The organism is Leifsonia sp. EB41 (assembly GCF_041262565.1).
In the GTDB taxonomy this organism is placed as follows: domain Bacteria; phylum Actinomycetota; class Actinomycetes; order Actinomycetales; family Microbacteriaceae; genus Leifsonia.
Genome location: NZ_JBGCCJ010000001.1, coordinates 673,132 through 693,205 on the forward strand (window position 1 = coordinate 673,132; position 20,074 = coordinate 693,205).

At 70.6% G+C, this 20,074-nt stretch carries 18 protein-coding genes; 9 read left to right on the forward strand and 9 right to left on the reverse strand.

The genetic code is table 11. From position 1 onward, the window contains the following. Positions 1 to 28: 28 nt before the first annotated feature. On the reverse strand, positions 29 to 847 hold the full coding sequence (locus tag ABH923_RS03270) for a Nif3-like dinuclear metal center hexameric protein (protein WP_370053934.1): 819 nt from the start codon (positions 845 to 847) through the stop codon (positions 29 to 31). Between the two features lie 51 nt (positions 848 to 898). Next, positions 899 to 3,208 (reverse strand): cytosine permease, encoded by a 2,310-nt coding sequence (locus tag ABH923_RS03275; RefSeq protein ID WP_370053936.1) that lies wholly within the window; start codon positions 3,206 to 3,208, stop codon positions 899 to 901. Between the two features lie 73 nt (positions 3,209 to 3,281). On the opposite strand from ABH923_RS03275, the gene ABH923_RS03280 reads away from it, so the two are divergent. Both ABH923_RS03280 and ABH923_RS03285 read left to right on the forward strand, forming a co-directional pair. Further along, positions 3,282 to 4,091: a thymidylate synthase gene (locus tag ABH923_RS03280; RefSeq protein WP_370053937.1), complete on the forward strand. Its 810-nt coding sequence runs from the start codon at positions 3,282 to 3,284 to the stop codon at positions 4,089 to 4,091. Beyond that, positions 4,088 to 4,567 carry a dihydrofolate reductase gene (locus ABH923_RS03285; protein ID WP_370053939.1) on the forward strand — a complete coding sequence of 160 codons (480 nt, stop codon included), beginning with the start codon at positions 4,088 to 4,090 and terminating at the stop codon, positions 4,565 to 4,567. The genes ABH923_RS03280 and ABH923_RS03285 overlap by 4 nt, the downstream gene beginning before the upstream one ends. On the opposite strand, the gene ABH923_RS03290 is transcribed toward ABH923_RS03285, so the two are convergent. Further along, positions 4,564 to 5,208, reverse strand: a complete 645-nt coding sequence (locus ABH923_RS03290) for a DUF1345 domain-containing protein (protein WP_370053940.1) — start codon at positions 5,206 to 5,208, stop codon at positions 4,564 to 4,566. The two genes, ABH923_RS03285 and ABH923_RS03290, sit on opposite strands and share 4 nt — an antisense overlap. 61 nt (positions 5,209 to 5,269) lie before the next feature. On the opposite strand from ABH923_RS03290, the gene ABH923_RS03295 reads away from it, so the two are divergent. Both ABH923_RS03295 and ABH923_RS03300 read left to right on the forward strand, forming a co-directional pair. Further along, entirely contained in the window at positions 5,270 to 6,559 is a 1,290-nt protein-coding gene (locus tag ABH923_RS03295) for an aminotransferase class I/II-fold pyridoxal phosphate-dependent enzyme (RefSeq protein ID WP_370053942.1), read from the forward strand. Between the two features lies 1 nt (position 6,560). Beyond that, positions 6,561 to 7,094 carry a GNAT family N-acetyltransferase gene (locus tag ABH923_RS03300; RefSeq protein WP_370053944.1) on the forward strand — a complete coding sequence of 178 codons (534 nt, stop codon included), beginning with the start codon at positions 6,561 to 6,563 and terminating at the stop codon, positions 7,092 to 7,094. Between the two features lie 203 nt (positions 7,095 to 7,297). On the opposite strand, the gene ABH923_RS03305 is transcribed toward ABH923_RS03300, so the two are convergent. Genes ABH923_RS03305 through trpD form a run of 4 tightly spaced genes read right to left on the reverse strand, consistent with a single transcriptional unit; the run spans position 7,298 to position 12,326 of the window. After that, a complete protein-coding gene (locus ABH923_RS03305) occupies positions 7,298 to 9,562 on the reverse strand; it encodes a leucyl aminopeptidase (RefSeq protein ID WP_370053946.1) in 2,265 nt (754 codons plus the stop codon). After that, positions 9,559 to 10,191, reverse strand: a complete 633-nt coding sequence (gene dhaL / locus ABH923_RS03310; protein WP_370053948.1) for a dihydroxyacetone kinase subunit DhaL — start codon at positions 10,189 to 10,191, stop codon at positions 9,559 to 9,561. The genes ABH923_RS03305 and dhaL overlap by 4 nt, the downstream gene beginning before the upstream one ends. A 58-nt stretch (positions 10,192 to 10,249) precedes the next feature. Further along, complete coding sequence (dhaK, locus tag ABH923_RS03315; RefSeq protein ID WP_370053949.1) at positions 10,250 to 11,251, reverse strand: dihydroxyacetone kinase subunit DhaK; 1,002 nt, start codon at positions 11,249 to 11,251, stop codon at positions 10,250 to 10,252. Between the two features lie 25 nt (positions 11,252 to 11,276). Next, positions 11,277 to 12,326, reverse strand: a complete 1,050-nt coding sequence (gene trpD / locus ABH923_RS03320) for an anthranilate phosphoribosyltransferase (protein WP_370053951.1) — start codon at positions 12,324 to 12,326, stop codon at positions 11,277 to 11,279. A 132-nt stretch (positions 12,327 to 12,458) separates the two neighbouring features. Here trpD and ABH923_RS03325 point away from each other — a divergent pair, with 132 nt between their 5' ends. From ABH923_RS03325 to ABH923_RS03345, 5 genes are all read left to right on the forward strand, one after another. Then, the gene (locus ABH923_RS03325) at positions 12,459 to 13,103 is read left to right on the forward strand and encodes a heme-copper oxidase subunit III (RefSeq protein WP_370053953.1); all 645 of its coding nucleotides are present in this window, start codon (positions 12,459 to 12,461) and stop codon (positions 13,101 to 13,103) included. Between the two features lie 24 nt (positions 13,104 to 13,127). Further along, complete coding sequence (locus tag ABH923_RS03330) at positions 13,128 to 13,982, forward strand: c-type cytochrome (RefSeq protein ID WP_370053955.1); 855 nt, start codon at positions 13,128 to 13,130, stop codon at positions 13,980 to 13,982. A 44-nt stretch (positions 13,983 to 14,026) separates the two neighbouring features. Further along, entirely contained in the window at positions 14,027 to 15,097 is a 1,071-nt protein-coding gene (locus ABH923_RS03335) for a Rieske 2Fe-2S domain-containing protein (protein ID WP_370053957.1), read from the forward strand. Beyond that, positions 15,094 to 16,713: a cytochrome bc complex cytochrome b subunit gene (locus ABH923_RS03340; protein ID WP_370053958.1), complete on the forward strand. Its 1,620-nt coding sequence runs from the start codon at positions 15,094 to 15,096 to the stop codon at positions 16,711 to 16,713. Before ABH923_RS03335 ends, ABH923_RS03340 begins: the two co-directional genes overlap by 4 nt. 86 nt (positions 16,714 to 16,799) lie before the next feature. Beyond that, complete coding sequence (locus ABH923_RS03345) at positions 16,800 to 17,606, forward strand: methyltransferase domain-containing protein (RefSeq protein WP_370053960.1); 807 nt, start codon at positions 16,800 to 16,802, stop codon at positions 17,604 to 17,606. Positions 17,607 to 17,891: 285 nt separating this feature from the next. On the opposite strand, the gene ABH923_RS03350 is transcribed toward ABH923_RS03345, so the two are convergent. Both ABH923_RS03350 and ctaD read right to left on the reverse strand, forming a co-directional pair. After that, a complete protein-coding gene (locus ABH923_RS03350; RefSeq protein WP_370053961.1) occupies positions 17,892 to 18,314 on the reverse strand; it encodes a cytochrome c oxidase subunit 4 in 423 nt (140 codons plus the stop codon). A gap of 3 nt (positions 18,315 to 18,317) precedes the next feature. Beyond that, the gene (ctaD, locus tag ABH923_RS03355) at positions 18,318 to 20,066 is read right to left on the reverse strand and encodes a cytochrome c oxidase subunit I (RefSeq protein ID WP_370053962.1); all 1,749 of its coding nucleotides are present in this window, start codon (positions 20,064 to 20,066) and stop codon (positions 18,318 to 18,320) included. Positions 20,067 to 20,074 lie beyond the last annotated feature (8 nt).

Below are 20,074 nucleotides of genomic sequence, written 5' to 3' on the forward strand. Positions count from 1 at the left end.
CTCTCTGCTGTTTCGGTACGTGTGAGGATCATTGCAGGATCGCGAAATCCCAGGGGTCGGTGCGCAGCTCGCTGACCACGACCTCCACGCCGGGCAGCGCGCGGCGGAGGCTCTCGGCGGCCGTGTCGAGCCAGAGCCATTCGCTCGCCCAGTGCGAGACGTCGAGGAGCGCGGGGCCGCCGCCGAGGACGGCCTGCTCGCGCGCCTCCGACGCCGGGTGGTGGCGGAGGTCGGCGGTGATGTAGACGTCTGCGCCGCGCACGGCGTCGCTGGCCAGCAGCGAGTCGCCAGCACCGCCGCAGACGGCGACGCGGGAGACGGGCTGGTGGTAGTCGCCGGCCGCGCGGACTCCCCCGGCGGTCGGCGGCAGGAGGTCGGCGAGCGCGCGGGCGAGTGCGCCGAGCGTGGTCGGCTCGGCCAGCGTGCCGACCCGGCCGATCCCGGTGACGCCGTCGGGCGCGGGCGCGATCGGCGTGGTGTCCCGGAGGCCGAGGGCGGCGGCCAGGACGGCGCTCGTGCCGTCCGCCACCACGTCGGCGTTGGTGTGCGCGGCGATCAGCGCGCAGTCGTTGCGGATCAGCGTGGCCAGCAGCGACCCCTTGTAGCGGTCCTCGGCGACCGAGGTCACGCCGCGCAGCAGCAGCGGGTGGTGGGCGATCAGGAGGTCGGCGTGGAGCGCGACGGCCTCCTCGACGGTCGCGGCCACGGCGTCCACCGAGAGGAGGATGCGCTCCACGCTCGCGGCCGGGTCGCCCGACACGAGCCCCGGCGCGTCCCATCCCTCCGCGCCGGCGATCGGCCAGAGCGATTCGACGACCTCGCTGACGGAACGGAGAGTGTGCGGCACGCAGTAGAGCCTAGCCCTGCTCGCCGGGGAGGGGCTCCGGGGAGCCGCGCCTCAGGCCACCACCGCCTCCTGCCTCCGCACCTCGCGGACGCCCGACACCATCGGCGTCACGAGCCCGATGCCGAGAGCGAGCAGCACGCCGACGTTGCTCGCGCCGATCCCCGGGTCGGCGCCGAGCAGCCGGACGAGGTAGCCCTCCCAGGCCAGCCACGGCAGCGGCGAGCTGACGAAGCCGAGCCCGATCGCGCTGGCGACGACGAGCATCGTGAGGTTGGCCCAGCGCCAGTCCGGGTAGACGCCGCCGCGGCGCAGCAGCGAGCCGTGGTGGAAGCGACGCGTGCGAAGCATCATCTCGCCGGCGAACAGCCCGGCCCACGCGGCGACCGGCACCGACAGCGCGGTCGGGATGCCGCGGATGACGATATCCAGGTCGCTCACCGTGAAAGCGAGCACGACGCCCGCGACCGCGATCACGGCGCCGATGACCACCGTGCTCCAGCGCCGGCCGAGACGCACGCCGAGCGCGTCGAGGGTGAAGCCGCCCGAGTAGATCGTGAGCACGAGCGCGGAGATCAGGCTGAGCCCCACCGCCAGCAGCAGCGGGACCGGGTACCAGGCCGGGAGGCCGAGCTGCACGAACCCTCCCACCGGGTCGCTGGCCAGCTCTGCGGCCAGGTGCGGGTCGGAGGCCGCGAGCAGGCCGCCGTAGGAGACGAGCACGAACGGCGGCACTCCCGCCCCGAACGTCGCCCACAGCATCCCGGCCGCGCCGGACGAGCGCCGGCGCTGGTACCGGGCGACCTCCGAGCTGCTCATCGCCCAGGCCAGCCCGACGTAGCTGAACACGAGCACCGCGCCCGTCACGACGTGCGTCCAGAGCGCGTCGGGGACGGCGAGCGCGCGCGACACATCGACGTGCCGCCAGGTCGCCGCGATCGTCACGGCGATGAGCACCGCGGAGGCGATCGTGAGCACGAGCTGCACCCGGGAGACGAGCCCGTAGCCGAAGAAGGCCACGACGCCCGCGGCGGCGATCGTCACGACCAGCGCGATCGCGGTCGGGATCGCCGCGCTGTGCGACCAGCCCTCCGAGACCGCCAGCGACCCAGCCGCCGACCCGGCCAGCCAGAGCAGCACGGCACCCCAGAACAGCTTGGTGACCAGCGCGAGCACGGTCGGGAGGACGTTGCCGCGGAGGCCGAAGATGGCTCGCGACACCACCATCGTCGGCTGCCCGCTCCACTTGCCCGCGAGCGTCCCGAGCCCGAGCGGGAGGAACGACAGCGCGACCCCGAACAGCGTCGCGACCAGGAGCTGGCGGAGGCTCAGCCCGAGCAGAAACAGGGTCGCGCCCACGCCGACGCTGATCAGGGAGGAGGTGCCGGCGAACCAGAGCCAGAACAGCCGGGACGCGTGCCCGGCCCGCCGGTCGAACGGCGTGGGCTCCAGGTCCACGGTCTCCGGCACGAAGGCGGGAGGTGCGACCGGGCCGGTGTGCAGCACCGCGGAGTCCTCGGGCTGCCGGGGGGCCGCGACGGGAGTCGGCGCGCTGTGCGCGTCGTCCGCGTCGACGTGGTCGGGGGCCGCGGCCGGGCCGAGGTCGGGGGCGGCCGCCGGGGTGGGCTCGGCGACGGCTCCGGCCACCGGCGCCTCGAGCGCGACGGGGAGGGCATCGGCGAGCAGCGGGACCGGCTGCGAGTCGGTCGGCGCCAACTCCGCGGGCACGAGGCCGAGCGGCTCGACGCGCGGTGCGGGGGTCTCGGGAGCGGGCGGCTGCTGCTGCGCGGCGGTCGAGGTATCGAGCGCGATCGTCGGGAACTTGGGCGGAGACACGTCTGGCCGCTGCTGAACCGGAAGCTGCTGCGCCGGCGGCTCCGGCTCCGGCTCCGGCGCTGCCGGCTGCGGCACGGCCGCCCCCACCCACGCGCTGTACGTCGGCTGCGGCCCGTCGTCCCGCCGCGGCACCGGGAGGTCGTCGAAGCTGATCAACTGAGTCGGCGGCCCGACCCAGTCCTCCTCCTCGCCGCCTTGGTCCTCTTCCTCCTCGACGTCGTCCGCCGGCTGCCCAATCACGGGGATCGCCGCCGTCGCCCGCGCCTGCAGCACGTTCTGCAGGTGCTGGATCGCCCCGAACGTGTCGTGGATCCGCAGGTCCGCGTCCACGATCGCCGTGACCTCCGCGTCGCTGAGTGCCGCGTCGTCCGTGGCGGCCGGGGCAGCCGGCGGCCCCGCGACGATGGGGATGGCCGCCGTCGCGCGGTCGACCTCGACCTGGAGGGCGTCGGCGAGCTCGTCGTCGCTGTGGCGTGCTCCGCCCGGCTCCGCGACGCCATTCCCCTTCACGTCATCGGCCCGCTCCATGCTCCGAGCCTACGACCGTAACGGTCAGCGGGTCAGGGGGCATCCTCGCCGCCGGAGAAGTACCATCGTCTCGATGAGCACGCCGATCCCGACTCCGTACGAAGACCTGCTGCGCGACGTCCTCGCGAACGGCAGCCACAAGTCCGACCGCACCGGCACCGGGACGCGCAGCGTGTTCGGCCGCCAGCTCCGGTTCGACCTCGCCGAGGGCTTCCCGCTGATCACCACCAAGCGGGTGCACTTCAAGTCGATCGCCTACGAACTGCTGTGGTTCCTGCGCGGCGAGAGCAACGTCGGCTGGCTGCGCGACAACGGCGTCACCATCTGGGACGAGTGGGCCGACGAGCGCGGCGAGCTCGGCCCGGTCTACGGCGTGCAGTGGAGGTCGTGGCCGGCGCCCGACGGAACCCACATCGACCAGATCCAGCAGGTGATCGACACCCTGCGCAGCAACCCGGACTCCCGCCGGATCATCGTCTCCGCGTGGAACGTCGCCGACATCCCGGACATGGCACTCGCACCGTGCCACGCGTTCTTCCAGTTCTACGTCGCCGACGGCCGGCTCTCCTGCCAGCTCTACCAGCGCAGCGCCGACATGTTCCTCGGCGTCCCCTTCAACATCGCCAGTTACGCCCTCCTCACGATGATGGTCGCCCAGCAGGTGGGCCTGGAGCCCGGCGACTTCGTCTGGACCGGCGGCGACTGCCACATCTACGACAACCACGTCGAGCAGGTGACCGAGCAGCTCACCCGCGACCCCTATCCCGCGCCGACGCTGCGGTTCGGGCGGAAGCCGGAGAGCATCTTCGACTATCGGTACGAGGACTTCGTGGTGGAGGACTACCAGCACCACCCCGCGATCCGCGCGGCCGTAGCCGTATGACGCTCGCGCTCATCTGGGCGCAGGCCCACGAACGCGTGATCGGCGCCGGCGGCGTCATGCCCTGGCACCTGCCGGAGGACCTCAAGCACTTCCGCGCGCTGACCGACGGCGACCCGGTGGTCATGGGCCGCCGCACCTGGGAGTCCCTGCCCGAGCGCTTCCGGCCCCTCCCCGGCCGGGCGAACATCGTCGTGACACGCGATCCGCACTATGCGGCGACGGGCGCGACGGTCGTCCACTCCCTCGACGACGCGCTGAGCACCGCCGGGGCCGGCATCGTGTGGATCATGGGCGGCGCCCAGCTCTACACGCAGGCTCTGCCGCTCGCGGACCGCGTCGAGGTGACCGAGATCGACCTGACCGTCGCAGGCGACACGTTCGCGCCCGCTCTCGGCCCGGAGTGGCATGGCGACGCCGGCCCGTGGCTGGAGGCCGCGAGCGGGATGCGCTACCGCTTCGTCCGCTACGAGCGCTAGGTCAGCCCCGCCACCAGGTTCACGGTCGCCGCGACGATGACGGTGCCGAACACGTACGACAGGAGCGTGTGCCGCAGGATGGTCCGGCGGATGTACGAGGTGGTGATGTTCGTGTCGGAGACCTGGAACGTCATCCCGAGCGTGAACGAGAGGTACGCGAAGTCGCTGTACTGCGGCGGCTCGTCCTGGTTGAAGTCGACGCCGCCGTTCTTGCGGTAGTAGATCCGCGCGTACCGCAGCGTGTAGAGGGTGTGGACGAGCAGCCAGGACAGCGCGACGCTCACGATGGCGAGCAGCGCGACCGCGAGCTGGGCGCCGCCCTTCAGGCTCCGCGCCTCCACGAGGACCCACACGACCGCGAACAGGCTGGCCAGGGCCGTGAGGGTCAGGACCAGGTCCACCGTCCGCCGTCCCGGGTCCTCCAGCGTCGCGTGGCTGCGCGTGTCGTGCGCGTCCATGCGCCAGACCGTCGTCCAGATCCACACAACGTACACCAGGCAGGCCGCGGCCCAGCCGGTCAGGATCGCGTGGTGCACCACCTCGAAGAACGACAGGACGACCGCCACGACCACGCCCACCGCCAGGGCGATGTACAGCTTGATCCGGGTGTGCCCGCGTCCGCGCTTCAGTTCGTCCGTCACACAACGGATGTTCGCACGTCGCGCCAGGGCGTCAAGGCCAGCGCGCCGCTACGATCGGATTGTGACCACCGCTCCCGCACCTCTCGCCGATCTCGACACCGAAGCGCTCCGTGCCGCACACGCGGACTTCGCGCGCGCCTACGACGAGCTGAAGGCCGCCGGCCTCGCACTCGACATCACGCGCGGCAAGCCGTCCGCCGAGCAGCTCGACCTCTCGAACGACCTCCTGCACCTGCCGGACGGGGCCTACCGCGACGCCGCCGGGACGGACCTCCGCAACTACGGCGGCCCGAACGGCCTCCCCGAGCTGCGCGCGATCTTCGCGGACGCGCTGCGGGTGCCGGTCGCCCAGCTCCTCGCGCTCGGCAACTCCAGCCTCACGGTCATGCACGACACGGTCGCGCAGGCGCTGCTGCACGGCGTCCCCGGCGGAGACCTGCCCTGGGGCCACCAGCCGATCAGCTTCCTCGCCCCCGTGCCGGGCTACGACCGCCACTTCACGATCTGCGAGCGCTTCGGCATCCGCATGATCGCCGTGCCGATGAACGACGACGGTCCCGACATCGCGACCATCGAGACCCTGCTGGCAACCGACGACAGCATCAAGGGCATGTGGTGCGTGCCGGTGTACTCCAACCCGTCCGGCGCGGTCTACAGCGAGGAGGTCGCGCGTGCCCTGGTGTCGCTGCCCGCCGCCGCCGACTTCCGGCTGTTCTGGGACAACGCCTACGTCGTCCACCACCTGAGCGACGAGCGGCCGGAGCCGATCGACATCCTGGCGCTGGCCGCCGAGGCCGGCAACCCGGACCGCCCGCTGATCTTCGCCTCCACCTCCAAGGTCACGTACCCGGGAGCCGGCGTCGCGTTCATCGGCGCGTCGGAGGCCAACATCGCCTGGTTCCAGCACAACTCGGCCGCGCAGAGCATCGGCCCGGACAAGATCAACCAGCTCCGCCACGTGCAGCTCCTCCGGGACGCCGAGGGGCTGGCGGCGCACATGGAGAAGCACCGCGCCATCCTGGAGCCCAAGTTCGCCGCGGTCGACGAGGCCTTCCGGGCACGACTGGAGCCCTGGGGAGCCGGCTCCTGGAACGCACCGCACGGCGGCTACTTCGTCAGCCTGGACGTGCTCGACGGCTGCGCCAAGCGCGCCGTCCAGCTCGCCAAGGAGGCCGGAATCGCGGTGACGCCCGCTGGGGCGACCTTCCCGTACGGCGAGGACCCGCGCGACGCGAACATCCGCATCGCGCCGACGTTCCCGCCGCTCGCCGAGCTGCGCGCGGCTCTCGACGGACTCTGCACGGCCATCCTGCTCGCCGAGACCGAGGCGCTGCTGGCCGAGCGGAACTGACGTGACCGGGGTCGTCCGCCCGACGGGAACCGACGTGACCGGCTGGGTCGTGCGCCCGAGCGTGGAGGCCGACTGGACCGCCTACCGCGCGATCCGCCTGGAGATGCTGGAGGACACGCCCATCGCGTTCCTCGAAACGCTGGCCGCGGCCCGGATGCACCCCGACGAGCACTGGCGGCGGCGCGCGGCGAACACGTCTCCGAGCAGCAGGCTGTTCGCCGCGGTCGCGCCCGACGGCCGCTGGCTGGGGACGATGGGCGGCTTCCACGCCACCGGCTCCCCCGACCCGCACCTGGTCGGCGTCTACGTGACGCCCACCGCGCGCGGCCGGGACCAGGGCGTCACCGACGCGCTCCTCGACGCGGTGATCGACTGGTCACGCGCGCGCTCGGGCCGGCTTCTGCTGGAAGTCCACGAGCACAACGCCGCCGCCATCCGCTACTACCAGCGCCGCGGCTTCGCGTTCACCGGCCGCACGCAGCCCTACCCGCTCGACCGCACCGCCCTCGAACTCGAAATGGCCGCCGACCTCTAGTCGCGAACGGAGGACATCCAGCTCCCGCGCCGGCGCGCCGCCAGCCAACGGAGGAGATCGGGCGTGCGGAGGCCGGGAACTCCTCCGCTAGCAACGGCACCGGAGGCGCCGGGGTGTCGGCAACGGAGGAGTTCGGGCGTGCGGAGCGGCGGATGTCCTCCGTTAGCCGACATTTGGGCGGCCGGAGGGGCGGATGTCCTCCGTTAGCGGCGGAAGCGGAGGGCGAGCTCGGCGAGGAGGCGGGCGCCGTACCCGGTCGCGCCCTTGGAGCGCCAGGCGTCGTCGGCATCGGCGTGCATCGTGCCCGCGATGTCGAGGTGCGCCCACGGCGTCTCGCCGACGAACTCGCGTAGGAACAGCGCGGCCGTCGTCGCGCCCGCGTACGGGCCGCCGACGTTGGCGAGGTCGGCGATGTCGGAGTCCAGCAGCTTGCGGTAGGCGGTCTCCAGCGGGAGCTGCCAGACCTTCTCGTCGGCGCTGCGGGAGGCCGCCACGATCGTGTCGGCCAGCCCCTGCTCGGACGCGAACAGCGCCGCCCTGGCCGGCCCCAGCGCCAGCAGCGCCCCGCCGGTGAGGGTCGCGATGTCCACGACGGCGTCCGGCTCCTCCTCCGTGGCGAGGACGAGGCCGTCCATCAGAACCAGGCGCCCCTCGGCGTCGGTGTTCTTGACCTCCACGGTCGTGCCGCCGCGCGCGGTGAGCACGTCGCCCAGCTTGTACGCCGAGCCGGACGGCATGTTGTCCGTGCACATCAGGAACGCGGTGACCATCGTCGTGCAGCCCAGATCCTGGAGGCTGGACAGCGCACCGAAGATCGCGGCGGCGCCGCCCATGTCCATCTTCATCAGCAGGTGCATCGGGTCGGACGGCTTGAGGCTGATGCCGCCGGAGTCGTACATGATGCCCTTGCCGACGAACGCCAGGTGCCCGGTCGGGTCGCCGTTCGGGACGTAACGGAGCCGGATCATCCGCGGCTCCTCGGCGCTCCCTGCGTTGACGCCGAGCAGGCCGCCGCAGCCCAGGTCCACGAGCTGCTGCCGGTCGAAGACCTCCACTTCCAGCCCGAAGTCGCCGGCCAGCTCCAGGGCGAGCTCGCCGAAGTCGGTGGCGGTCAGGTGGCCGGGCGGGGTGTTGGCAAGGTCGCGGGCGATCGCGGCGCCGCGGGCGGTGACCGCACCGGCGGGGAGGCCGTCGGCCACGGCGGAGGACGGCGCCTCGTCGACGAGCAGTTCGAGCCGGGTGAGCTCCGTGACCGCCGGCGCCGACTTCAGCTCGGAGTACCGGTAGCGGCCGAGCAGCGCGCCCTCCGCCACGACCTGGCCGACGCGCTCGGGAGGGACGGCACCTGTCGCCGGCAGGCGCAGGCCGAGTGCGGCCGACGACGCCGCCGCGCGGGCAAAGTTGGCGGCGAGGTCGCGAACGGCATCCGCCGTCATGTCCTCCGGGTCGCCCGCGCCGACCGCGTAGAGCAGCGGCGCGGCCTCGGTCGGGATCAGGAGGGTCTGCCCGGCCTTGCCCTCGAACCCGGCGCGCGTGAGCGCGTCCCGGTCGAGGCCGAGGTCGGCGTCGACCGGCCCGTCCGTGCCCACCGCGATCCCGATCGCGTCGAGCCCGGGCGCAGTGGGCCCGGCCGCGAAGGAGGTCACGGCCTCGAAGCCGACGACGTGCTCCGGCCGGTACGACGGAACAGGGGTGAACGACGCCGGGATGAGCCTGCGCACCGCCGATGTCATCTCAGACCTCCCGAATCCGCTCTCGACCAGGTCGACCAGGGCGTCCACCGCGGCCTCCCCCTCGCTGTCCGGCGACGCGATGGAGGCCGTCGCGCCCGCGGTGAGCCCGAGCGACATCACGCCGAGGAGGCTCTTCGCGTCCTTGCCGTTCACGGTCACCTTCACCGGGAAGGTGTTGGCGAGCTTGACGAACTCGGCGGCCGGCCGGGCGTGCAGGCCCTGCGGGTTGCGCACGAGCACCTCGCGCGTGTAGCCGTCCGCGCCGCGCACGGCGGCGGTCGCCTGGGACGTGGAGGCCTCGGCGACCGGCGCCGTCTCCGCATCGTCCCACGCCGACCGAGCGCCCTCCACGGCGGCAGCGACCCCCGCGAGGTCGGCTCCGGTCTCCGCGGCGACGGCCGCCGCGACACCGCCCTCCACGAAGGGCCCGTCGACGACGCGCACGCGGGCGCGCTCGTCCTCCGGCAGCATGTCGAGCACGGTCTCCGCGGTCAGCAGCGCCGAGCCCAGGTCGCTGACGACCACGACGCCGGAGCCCTGGTCGGCCTCCCCCACCGCGGTCATCACCTTGCCGAAGCTGGTGCCGATCCCGTCGTCGTCCGTGCCGCCCGCCGCCAGCAGCGTCACCGACGGCGCCATCTGCCCCGCGAGGGCGACGGCGCCGGCGGCGAGCTGCGAGCTGTGCGAGACGAAGACGAGCCCGACGCGCTCATTCGAATCCGCGGTGCCGGTCATCCCGCCGCCTCTGCGGCGGCCCGCAGGATGAGCGCGGTCGACTGGGCGCCGGGGTCGCGGTGGCCGGCCGAGCGCTCGCCCAGGTAGCTCGCGCGGCCCTTGCGGGCCACCAGCGGGATGGTGGCGTCCGAGCCCTGCTCGGCCGCCGTGGCCGCCGCGTCGAGGATCGCGGCGGGGTCGGACCCCGCGGCGAGCGCGGCCGAGGCCGCGTCCACCGCGGGGGTCCAGGCGTCGATCATCGTCTTGTCGCCGGACTGCGCCTTGCCGCGGGACACGATGCCGTCGCGCGCCGCCGTCAGCAGCGCGACCAGGGTCGCCCCGTCGATCGGGTCCGCGTCGCCGACCGGCTCGGCCGCCTTGAGGAAGGCCGTGCCGTACAGCGGGCCGGAGGCGCCGCCGACCGTGGAGATCAGGGTCATCGCCACCGAGCGCAGCGCCGCGGACGGCGTCGTGTCGGCGGGCAGCTTCGACAGCGCGTCCACGGACGCGCGGAGGCCGCGGTCCATGTTCTCGCCGTGGTCGCCGTCGCCGATCTCCCGGTCGAGCGTGTTCAGCTCACCCTTGTGCTCGCCCACGGCCGTCGCCGCGCCCGAGACCCAGGAGGTGACCCAGTTCGTGTCCAGCGCCATCAGCGCATCCTTCCTCGTGTCGTTTCCGTCATCCGGTCAGTGGAGCGTACGCCCCGGCTCACACACCCCAGCGGAGCGCAGCGGTGTGCACCGGCGCGTCCCACAGGGCGGTCAGCTCGTCGTCCAGCTTCAGCACCGTGATCGAGGCGCCCTGCATCTCCAGCGAGGTGACGTAGTTCCCGACCAGCGACCGGCCGAGGACGATGCCCCTCTCGTCGAGGATCTCCGCCGCGCGCCGGAACAGGATGTAGAGCTCGGAGAGCGGCGTACCGCCCATGCCGTTGACGAACAGCAGCACGGTGTCGCCGGAGGAGAACGGCAGGTCGGTGAGGATGGCGTCCATCATCCGGTCCACCAGGCGGTCGGCCGGCTCGAGCTTGATCCGCTCGCGGCCCGGCTCGCCGTGGATGCCGACGCCGAACTCGATCTCGTCCTCCGGGAGCACGAAGCCGGGCTCGCCCGCGTGCGGGACGGTGCCGTCGGTGAGGGCGAGACCGATCGAGCGCACGTTGACGTTGACCTTCTCGGCCACCGCGGTGACGGCGTCGAGGTCGTCGCCCCGGTCGGCCGCCGCTCCGGCGATCTTCTCCACCAGCACCGTGCCGGCGACGCCGCGGCGACCCGCGGTGTAGAGGGAGTCCTGGACCGCGACGTCGTCGTTGGTGACGACGGCGCGCACCGTGATGCCCTCCGCACCCACCAGGTCGGCGGCCGTCTCGAAGTTCAGCACGTCGCCCGTGTAGTTCTTGACGATGTGGAGCACTCCGGCGCCGCCGTCCGCGGCCTTGGTGGCCTCGACGATCGGCATCGGCGTGGGCGAGGTGAAGACCTCACCGGGAACGGCGGCGTCCAGCATGCCCTTCCCCACGAAACCGGCGTGCAGCGGCTCGTGGCCACTGCCTCCACCGCTGACCAGGCCGACCTTGCCGCGCACCGGGCCGTCGGCCCGGGAGACGAAGCGGGGGTCCTGCGACACCGTCACGATGTCCGCGTGAGCCCGTCCGAACCCCGCGAGGGACTCGGTCACGACGTCGGGTACGTCGTTGATGAGCTTCTTCATCGAAAACCCTTCCTTCCACTTGCTGTCAGTGCGTCGCCTCGACCCATTCCTCGAGCTTCGCGGCCGCAGCCCCGGAGTCGATCGCCTGGGCGGCGACCGCCATGTGCGAACGGAACCGATCCAGGATGGACACCTGGACCCTCGACGGGTCGGACGCGAGCTCGAATGACACGAGCCCGGCCGCCGCGTTGAGCAGCACGATGTCGCGCACGGGGCCCTCCTGGCCCGCGAGCACGGCACGCACGACAGCCGCGTTGTACGCGGCGTCCTTCCCGAGCAGGTCCTCGATCCTGGCGCGCGGGATGCCCAGATCGCGCGGATCGATGTCGTGCTCGGTGACGAGGCCCCTGGAGACCTCCCAGACGTGGCTGTGACCGGTGGTCGACAGCTCGTCGAGGCCGTCGTCGCCGCGGAAGACCAGTGCGGTCGCGCCGCGGGTCTGGAACACGCCGACGATCAGCGGGATGCGGTCGAGCGTGGCGACTCCGACCGCGGACGCCTCGGGACGCGCCGGGTTGCACAGCGGCCCGAGGAAGTTGAACACGGTCGGCACGCCGAGCTGCGAGCGCACGGGCCCTGCGTTGGCGAAGCCCGGGTGGAACGCACTGGCGAACGCGAAGGTGATCCCGGTGCTCTTCAGCACCTCGGCCACCCGCTCCGGCGGCAGGGTCAGGTCGATGCCGAGTGCGGCAAGCACATCCGACGATCCGGACGACGAGCTCGCCGCCCGGTTGCCGTGCTTGATGACGGGCACTCCGGCGGCCGCGGCGACGATGGAGGCCGTGGTCGAGACGTTCACGGTGCCGAACCGGTCGCCCCCTGTCCCGACGATGTCGAGCGCCATCGGGTCGACGGGCAGCGGGACCGCGTGGTCGAGGATGGCGTCGCGGAAGCCGACGATCTCGTCCACGGTCTCGCCCTTCGCGCGCAGAGCGATGAGGAAAGCGGCGAGCTGGGCCTCCGTGGCCTCGCCCGACATGACCTGGTCCATCGCCCACGCCGCGTCCGCCACACTCAGGTCCTCGCGGGCCAGAAGGGAGGTGAGCACGGACGACCAGGACTGCTTTTCCGTCATACAGCGATCCTATGGGGAGGCGACACGCCACGGGGAGCCGCCCGTTTGTACCAGGTTCACGGCGGCACTTTCCTGAATCGAGGCATATTCGTGCCTTTCAGGTGAGAAAACCACGGCTTCTTTTCAGCCATAATGGGTTTTGTGACGAGCACCTCCATTTCCCCTGCAACGAGTGCGCCGGCGATCAACCGGCCCAATGTCGTGGCCGTCGGCACGATCGTCTGGCTCGGCTCCGAGGTGATGTTCTTCGCGGGTCTGTTCGCGATCTACTTCACGCTCAAGTCGACGTCGCCCGATCTGTGGGCCGCCGAGACGCAGCACTTGAACATCCCGTACGCGGCCGTGAACACCACGATCCTCGTGCTGAGCTCCGTGACCTGCCAGATGGGTGTGTTCGCCGCCGAGCGCCTCCAGCCGCGGCGCACGGGCGGTGTGCTGCAGTTCTGGAAGTGGGGCCTCGTCGAGTGGTTCGCGCTCTCGTACATCATGGGCGCCATCTTCGTCTCCGGCCAGGTGCTCGAGTACGCCACGCTCGTCTCCGAGGGCATCTCGCTCGACGCCAACGCCTACGGCTCCGCCTTCTATCTGACGACCGGCTTCCACGCCCTCCACGTCACCGGCGGCCTCATCGCCTTCCTGCTCGTCATCGGCCGCGCCTTCGCGGTCAAGACCTTCGGCCACAAAGAGGCCACGAGCGCCATCGTCGTGTCGTACTACTGGCACTTCGTCGACGTCGTGTGGATCGGACTGTTCGCGGTCATCTACATCATCCGATAGATCAACAGGAGCTGACCTCACCTCATGCGTCCCCGCGTCCCCGGCACTCAGAAGTCCCGCGCAGCAGCGCCATCGCGTAACGCGAAGGCCGCGCGCAAGACCGGTCGCCGACACCCGCTCGCCACCGTCGCCCTGCTCGCCATCGGCCTCGGCCTGACCGGCGGAGCCTACGCCGCGTTCACCACCACCACGGCCTCCGCCGACACCCCGCAGGTCCAGACGGCCTCGAAGTCGTCGGTCTCGCAGGGCGAGAAGCTCTTCCAAGCCAACTGCGCCACCTGCCACGGCATGAACGCCCAGGGCACGGTCAACGCGCCGTCCCTCATCGGCGTCGGCGCCGCCGCGGTCGACTTCCAGGTCGGCACCGGCCGCATGCCCATGCAGATGCAGGGCCCGCAGGCCCAGGAGAAGCCGGTCCAGTTCTCGAACGAAGAGGTCGCGGCCCTGGCCGACTACGTCGCCTCCCTCGCTCCCGGACCGTCCATCCCCGAGCAGAAGTACCTCGACGGCAAGGGCGACGCCGCCAACGGCGCCCAGCTCTTCCGGATCAACTGCGCGATGTGCCACAACGTCGCCGGCGCCGGTGGAGCACTCACCGAGGGCAAGTACGCCCCGCCGCTCACCGGTGTGAGCGCCAAGCACATCTACGAGGCCATGGTCACCGGCCCGCAGAACATGCCGGTGTTCAACGACCTGAACATCTCGCCCCAGGGCAAGGCCGACATCATCACGTACCTCAAGTACATCCAGAACAACCCGTCCCCGGGCGGCATCGAGCTCGGCTCGCTCGGCCCGGTGGCCGAGGGACTCTTCCTCTGGATCTTCGGTCTCGGCGCCATCGTGGCACTGACCGTGTGGATCACGGCGAAGTCCAACTGACCGTTCTGTCGTACTTGTAGAAGCACAGCGTAAGAAGGAGAACAATGGCACAGGACGAGAACGGCGGTCACGAGCTGACGCCCAGTTCGTCGGCCGTCGACGTGCACCGGACCGGCGACCCCGGTACGGCGATCGTCATCCGCGATGCCGTGGAGAACCCCGGCTTCCCGCCGCACCGGCAACGGGTGACGGACCTCGACCCCAAGAAGGAGCGGCGCGCCGAGCGCACCGTCTACACGCTGTTCTACCTGTCGATCGCGGGCTCCGTCTGGGCGGTCGCCGCCTACATGGCGTTCCCGATCAACGCCAGCGACCCGGGTTCGGTCCGCCTGAACAACCTGTTCATCGGCATCGGCATCACCCTCGCGCTCCTCGCGATCGGCATCGGCGCGGTGCACTGGGGCAAGGCCCTCATGCACGAGAAGGAGGGCGTCGACCTCCGTCACCCCGTGCGCGGCTCCGAGCAGACCACCGAGCGCGCTGCGGAGATCTTCCGCCAGGCCGACGAGGAGTCCGGCTTCAACCGCCGTGTCCTCATCCGCAACAGCCTCATCGGCGCGCTGATCGCCTTCCCGCTGCCCGGCATCATCCTCTTCCGCGGCCTGGCGCCGCAGGGCGTCGACCCGGCCGAGCTGCTGTCGCAGACCATGTGGGCCAAGGGCATCCGCCTCACCCGCGACCCGTCCGGCACCCCGATCAAGGCCTCCGACGTCACGCTCGGCAGCGCCTTCCACGTCATCCCCGAGGGTCTCAACGACGCCCCCGACATGCTGGAGCAGAAGGCCAAGGCGGCCGTCCTGCTCATGCGCCTCAAGCCCGAGGACCTGCACGTGTCCAAGGGCCGCGAGAACTGGAACTACGACGGCATCGTCGCCTACTCCAAGATCTGCACGCACGTGGGGTGCCCTGTGGCGCTCTACGAGCAGCAGACCCACCACCTGCTGTGCCCGTGCCACCAGTCGCAGTTCGACATCACGCACGAAGCGCAGGTCATCTTCGGACCGGCGAAGCGGCCACTGCCGCAGCTGCCGATCACCGTTGACGCCGAAGGCTATCTGGTCGCCCGCAGCGACTTCCACGAGCCCGTCGGCCCGAGTTTCTGGGAGCGTCATTGAGCACCTCGACCGCCGCAGCCCCTGCGGCACCCACCACGGCCAAGAGCGGCGGCTTCACCGCTGCCGCCGCCAACTACATCGAGGACCGCACCAGCATCTCGGGCGCGGTCAAGGAGTTCGGTCGGAAGATCTTCCCCGACCACTGGTCCTTCCTGCTCGGTGAGGTCGCCCTCTACAGCTTCATCGTCATCCTGCTGACCGGAACGTTCCTGACGTTCTTCTTCCAGGCGTCGATGGCGGAGGTCGTCTACAACGGCTCCTACGTTCCGCTCAAGGGCATCCACATGTCTGCGGCGATGGAGTCCACCCTCAACATCTCGTTCGAGGTGCGCGGCGGCCTGCTCGTGCGCCAGATCCACCACTGGGCGGCGCTGCTGTTCGTGGCCGCGATCGGCCTGCACATGCTCCGCATCTTCTTCACGGGCGCGTTCCGCAAGCCGCGCGAGCTGAACTGGGTGATCGGCTTCACGCTGTTCATCCTGGCGATGGCCGAGGGCTTCACCGGCTACTCGCTCCCCGACGACCTGCTCTCGGGCAACGGCCTCCGGATCATCGACGGCCTGGTCAAGGGCCTCCCCGTCGTCGGCACCTGGATCTCGTTCCTGCTCTTCGGCGGCGAGTTCCCCGGCACCGCGATCGTCGGACGCCTCTACACGCTGCACATCCTGCTGCTGCCCGCTCTGGTCGTGGCGTTCATCGCACTGCACCTCGTGTTCGTGGTCGTCCACAAGCACACGCAGTACGCTGCGCCGGGTCGCACCCAAGGCAACGTGGTCGGCTACCCGGTCCTCCCGGTGTACGCGGCGAAGGCCGGCGGCTTCTTCTTCATCGTGTTCGGTGTCGTCGCGGCCATGGCGTCGTTCTTCACGATCAACCCGATCTGGAACTACGGCCCGTACGACCCCTCCCCCGTGTCCGCCGGCACACAGCCGGACTGGTACATCGGCTTCGCGGACGGCGCGCTGCGTCTGGTCCCGCCGGGCTGGGAGTTCGTCTGGCTGAACCGCACCTGGTCGTTCAACATCATCGTCCCCGTCGCCATCCTCGGTCTCTTCATCGTGACCGTGATGATCTACCCCTTCATCGAGGCGTGGGTCACCGGCGACAAGCGCGAGCACCACATCCTGGACCGTCCGCGCAACGCGGCCACCCGCACGGCCATCGGCGCCGCCGGCGTGACCTTCTACGCGGTGTTCTGGGCTGCAGCCTCGTCGGACATCATCGCGACGCACTTCAAGCTCACGATGGAGGGCGTCATCCACACCCTCCAGGCGCTGCTCTTCGTCGGCCCGGTCGTGGCCTACTTCCTGACCAAGCGCATCTGCATCGCGCTGGCCAAGAAGGATCGCTCCATCGCCCTGCACGGCTACGAGACCGGCCGCATCGTGAAGCTCCCCGGTGGCGAGTTCATCGAGGTGCACGAGCAGCTCAGCGACTACGAGCGCTGGCGCCTGATCAGCTACGAGGCGTATGAGCCGCTGATGGTCCGCCCGAACAAGCGCGGCAAGATCACGGCCGGCACGCGCATGCGCGCCAGCCTCTCCCGCTGGTTCTTCGAGGACCGCCTGATCCCGCCGACCCGCACGGAGCTCGAGTCGGGCCACGGCCACCACTGATCCATCATGAGAGCGCCGGTGCAGTTTCTGCACCGGCGCTTTCGTGTATCCGCGTCCCCTCGTTCCCGACCCTTCCGGAGGCCGCTGTGCCAGACCTGACCCGCCTCGCGTCCTGGCTGCGCTGCCCCGTCTGCGGACAGGACCTGGAGCCGGTCGACCGCCTCACGTTGGGCTGCGCCGCGGGGCACCGTCACGACGTCAACAAACGCGGTTACGTGTCCCTCCTCGGCGGCGGGAGCAAGTTCGTCGGGGACACAGCTGAGATGCTCGACGCGCGCGACACGGTGCTGGAGGGCGGAGCGTACGCGCCGATCGCCCGGGCCTTGACGGCTGCCGTCCCATCGGCGGAGCGCGTGCTGGACGCGGGCGCCGGCACCGGCTACTACCTGCGGGCCGTACTCGCCGACTCCCCCGGCGCCGTCGGCCTGGCGATGGACCTCTCCCCCACAGCCGTCGCCCGGGCCGTGCGCTCGTCGCCGGACGTCGACGGCCTGGTGGCGGACACCTGGCGGCCGCTCCCGGTGCGCTCGCGCAGCGTGGACGCGGTGCTGGACGTGTTCGCGCCCCGCAACCTCCCCGAGTTCCACCGCGCCCTCCGCCCGGGCGGCACACTCACCGTCGTGGTGCCCCGCGCCGACCACCTCGCGTCGCTGCGGGCGGCGGGCACAATGCTCGACATCCCGTCGGACAAGGCGGAGGACGTCATCGTCGCCGCAGAGCCGCTGTACGCCCCGCTGACGCGCGAACACGTGTCCTACGAGCTAGCGCTCGACGACACCCTCCGGGGCGCCCTGGCCGGCATGGGCCCGTCCGCCCGCCACGCCGCGGCGGCTCCCGCAGCGACCGACGCGACCACCGTCTCCGTCGACGTCCTCACCTTCACCCCCCGCTGACCCGCGCCCGCGCGGGGCGCCGCGCGCCGACGAGGGGACGCAACACGCCGCCCTGCCGGCCGCGACGCGGCGTGTTGCGTCCCCTGGACGATCTAGCTGACAGGACATGCCGCCTGACACGCCCTCGAGGCGGCGTGTTCTGTCAGCTAGATGGCGGGGCGTCGAGGCGGGGCGTCGAGGCGGCGCGAAGTGGGGGCCGGAGGCGCGAGGCGGCGGAGAATGCGCCGCCTCGGGGAATGACGAAGGCCGCCTCCCGAGGGGAGACGGCCTGCGTGCAGTGCGCGCTCAGCGCGCGAAGTAGCCGCGGTAGTACTCGTAGACCCAGCCGACCAGGGAGACGATGCTGAAGGCCACACCGATGAAGCAGATCCAGAAGCCGACCGCGAGGCCGAGCATGACCAGTGCGGCGCCGGTCGCGAGGGCCACCGGCCACCAGCTCCACGGGGAGAAGTGGCCGAGCTCGGGGTCGCCGTCGTCGATGTTCGCGTCGAGGCGGTCCTCCGGCAGCTCGCCGCCCTGGGAGGAGTGCGAGCGGCCCACGTAGAACGCGATGAAGGCGGCCAGGATGGCGCTCAGCGTCAGCGCCACGGTGCCGACCCACTCGACCTTCATGTGCATCGGGTCGAGCAGGCTCCACAGCGTGTAGACGATCGCCGAGAGGATGAAGAAGACCGACAGGATCCAGAAGAGGATGGAATTGGCTCTCATGGGTTACTTCACCTTGTTGTCTGCGAGGTCGAACACAGGGGCGTCCGGCGCGTCCTTGCCGCCGCCGATGCCGATCGGGATGCCGGCCTCGGGGTGGTTGAGGTCGAACGCCGGCGACTCGGAGCGGATGCGCGGGATGGACGTGAAGTTGTGCCGCGGCGGCGGGCAGGAGGTCGCCCACTCGAGCGAGCGGCCGTAGCCCCACGGGTCGTTGACCGTGACCTTCGGGGCGTTGCGCGCCGTCAGGTAGACGTTCACGAAGAACGGGATCATCGAGATGGCCAGGATGCCGGCGCCGATCGACGAGACCTGGTTCATCCAGGTGAAGCCGTCGGCGGGCGAGTAGGTCGCGTACCGGCGGGGCATGCCCACGACGCCCAGCCAGTGCTGGATGAGGAACGTCGTGTGGAAGCCGATGAACAGCAGCCAGAAGTGCCACTTGCCGAGACGGTCGTTGAGCATCTTGCCCGTCCACTTCGGCCACCAGAAGTAGAAGCCGGCGAACATGGCGAACACGACCGTGCCGAACACGACGTAGTGGAAGTGCGCCACAACGAAGTAGGTGTCGGACACATGGAAGTCGAGCGGCGGCGACGCGAGGATGACGCCGGTGAGGCCACCGAAGGTGAAGGTGATCAGGAAGCCGATCGACCACAGCATCGGCGACTCGAAGGTCAGCGAGCCGCGCCACATCGTGCCGATCCAGTTGAAGATCTTCACGCCGGTCGGGACCGCGATGAGCATCGTCATCAGCGAGAACCAGGGCAGCAGCACCGAGCCGGTCACGTACATGTGGTGCGCCCACACGGTGACGGACAGGGCCGCGATGGAGATCGTCGCGTAGATGAGGGTCTTGTACCCGAAGATCGGCTTGCGGCTGAACACCGGGAAGATCTCGGACACGATGCCGAAGAACGGCAGCGCGATGATGTACACCTCGGGATGGCCGAAGAACCAGAACAGGTGCTGCCAGAGCAGCGCTCCGCCGTTCGCGGCGTCGTAGATGTGCGCGTCGAACACGCGGTCGGCAGCGAGGGCGAAGAGCGCGGCGGCGAGCACCGGGAAGGCCATCAGCACGAGGATCGAGGTGACCATCGCGTTCCAGGTGAAGATCGGCATGCGGAACATCGTCATGCCGGGCGCGCGCATCGTGATGATGGTCGTGATGAAGTTGACCGCGCCGAGGATGGTGCCGAAGCCGGAGAGGCCGAGGCCGAGCACCCAGAGGTTGCCGCCGATGCCTGGCGAGAACGTCGTGCTCGAGAGCGGCGCGTACGCGAACCAGCCGAACGACGCCGCACCCTGCGGGGTGAGGAAGCCGGCGACCGCGATCAGCGAGCCGAACGAGTAGAACCAGTACGCCAGCGCGTTCAGACGCGGGAAGGCCACGTCGGGGGCGCCGATCTGCAGCGGCATCAGCACGTTCACGAAGCCGGCGAAGAGCGGCGTCGCGAACATCAGCAGCATGATCGTGCCGTGCATCGTGAAGAGCTGGTTGTACTGCTCCTTGGTCTGCACCACCTCGAGTCCCGGCTCGAAGAGCTGGGCGCGGATGATGAGGGCCATCACGCCGCCGATGAGGAAGTAGATGAACGACGAGATCAGGTACATGTACCCGATCGTCTTGTGGTCCGTCGACGTGATGTAGTTCACGAGGATGTTGCCCTTGCGCTCCACACCGTTGGCGGTGAGGAGGGTGGGCTTCGGAGCGGGCGCGGTGGTCGCTCCGGGCGCCGGTGCTGTCGTCGTCATGCGTCTGT

Bases quoted from the DNA above. Each gene is read 5' to 3' on its own strand.
- ABH923_RS03335 (WP_370053957.1), top strand. From the start codon at position 14,027: ATGGCACAGGACGAGAACGGCGGTCACGAGCTGACGCCCAGTTCGTCG.
- ABH923_RS03275 (WP_370053936.1), bottom strand. From the start codon at position 3,208: ATGGAGCGGGCCGATGACGTGAAGGGGAATGGCGTCGCGGAGCCGGGC.
- dhaL (WP_370053948.1), bottom strand. From the start codon at position 10,191: ATGGCGCTGGACACGAACTGGGTCACCTCCTGGGTCTCGGGCGCGGCG.
- dhaK (WP_370053949.1), bottom strand. From the start codon at position 11,251: ATGAAGAAGCTCATCAACGACGTACCCGACGTCGTGACCGAGTCCCTC.
- ABH923_RS03305 (WP_370053946.1), bottom strand. From the start codon at position 9,562: ATGACCGGCACCGCGGATTCGAATGAGCGCGTCGGGCTCGTCTTCGTC.
- ABH923_RS03285 (WP_370053939.1), top strand. From the start codon at position 4,088: ATGACGCTCGCGCTCATCTGGGCGCAGGCCCACGAACGCGTGATCGGC.
- ABH923_RS03330 (WP_370053955.1), top strand. From the start codon at position 13,128: ATGCGTCCCCGCGTCCCCGGCACTCAGAAGTCCCGCGCAGCAGCGCCA.
- trpD (WP_370053951.1), bottom strand. From the start codon at position 12,326: ATGACGGAAAAGCAGTCCTGGTCGTCCGTGCTCACCTCCCTTCTGGCC.
- ctaD (WP_370053962.1), bottom strand. From the start codon at position 20,066: ATGACGACGACAGCACCGGCGCCCGGAGCGACCACCGCGCCCGCTCCG.
- ABH923_RS03325 (WP_370053953.1), top strand. From the start codon at position 12,459: ATGGGTTTTGTGACGAGCACCTCCATTTCCCCTGCAACGAGTGCGCCG.
- ABH923_RS03280 (WP_370053937.1), top strand. From the start codon at position 3,282: ATGAGCACGCCGATCCCGACTCCGTACGAAGACCTGCTGCGCGACGTC.
- ABH923_RS03350 (WP_370053961.1), bottom strand. From the start codon at position 18,314: ATGAGAGCCAATTCCATCCTCTTCTGGATCCTGTCGGTCTTCTTCATC.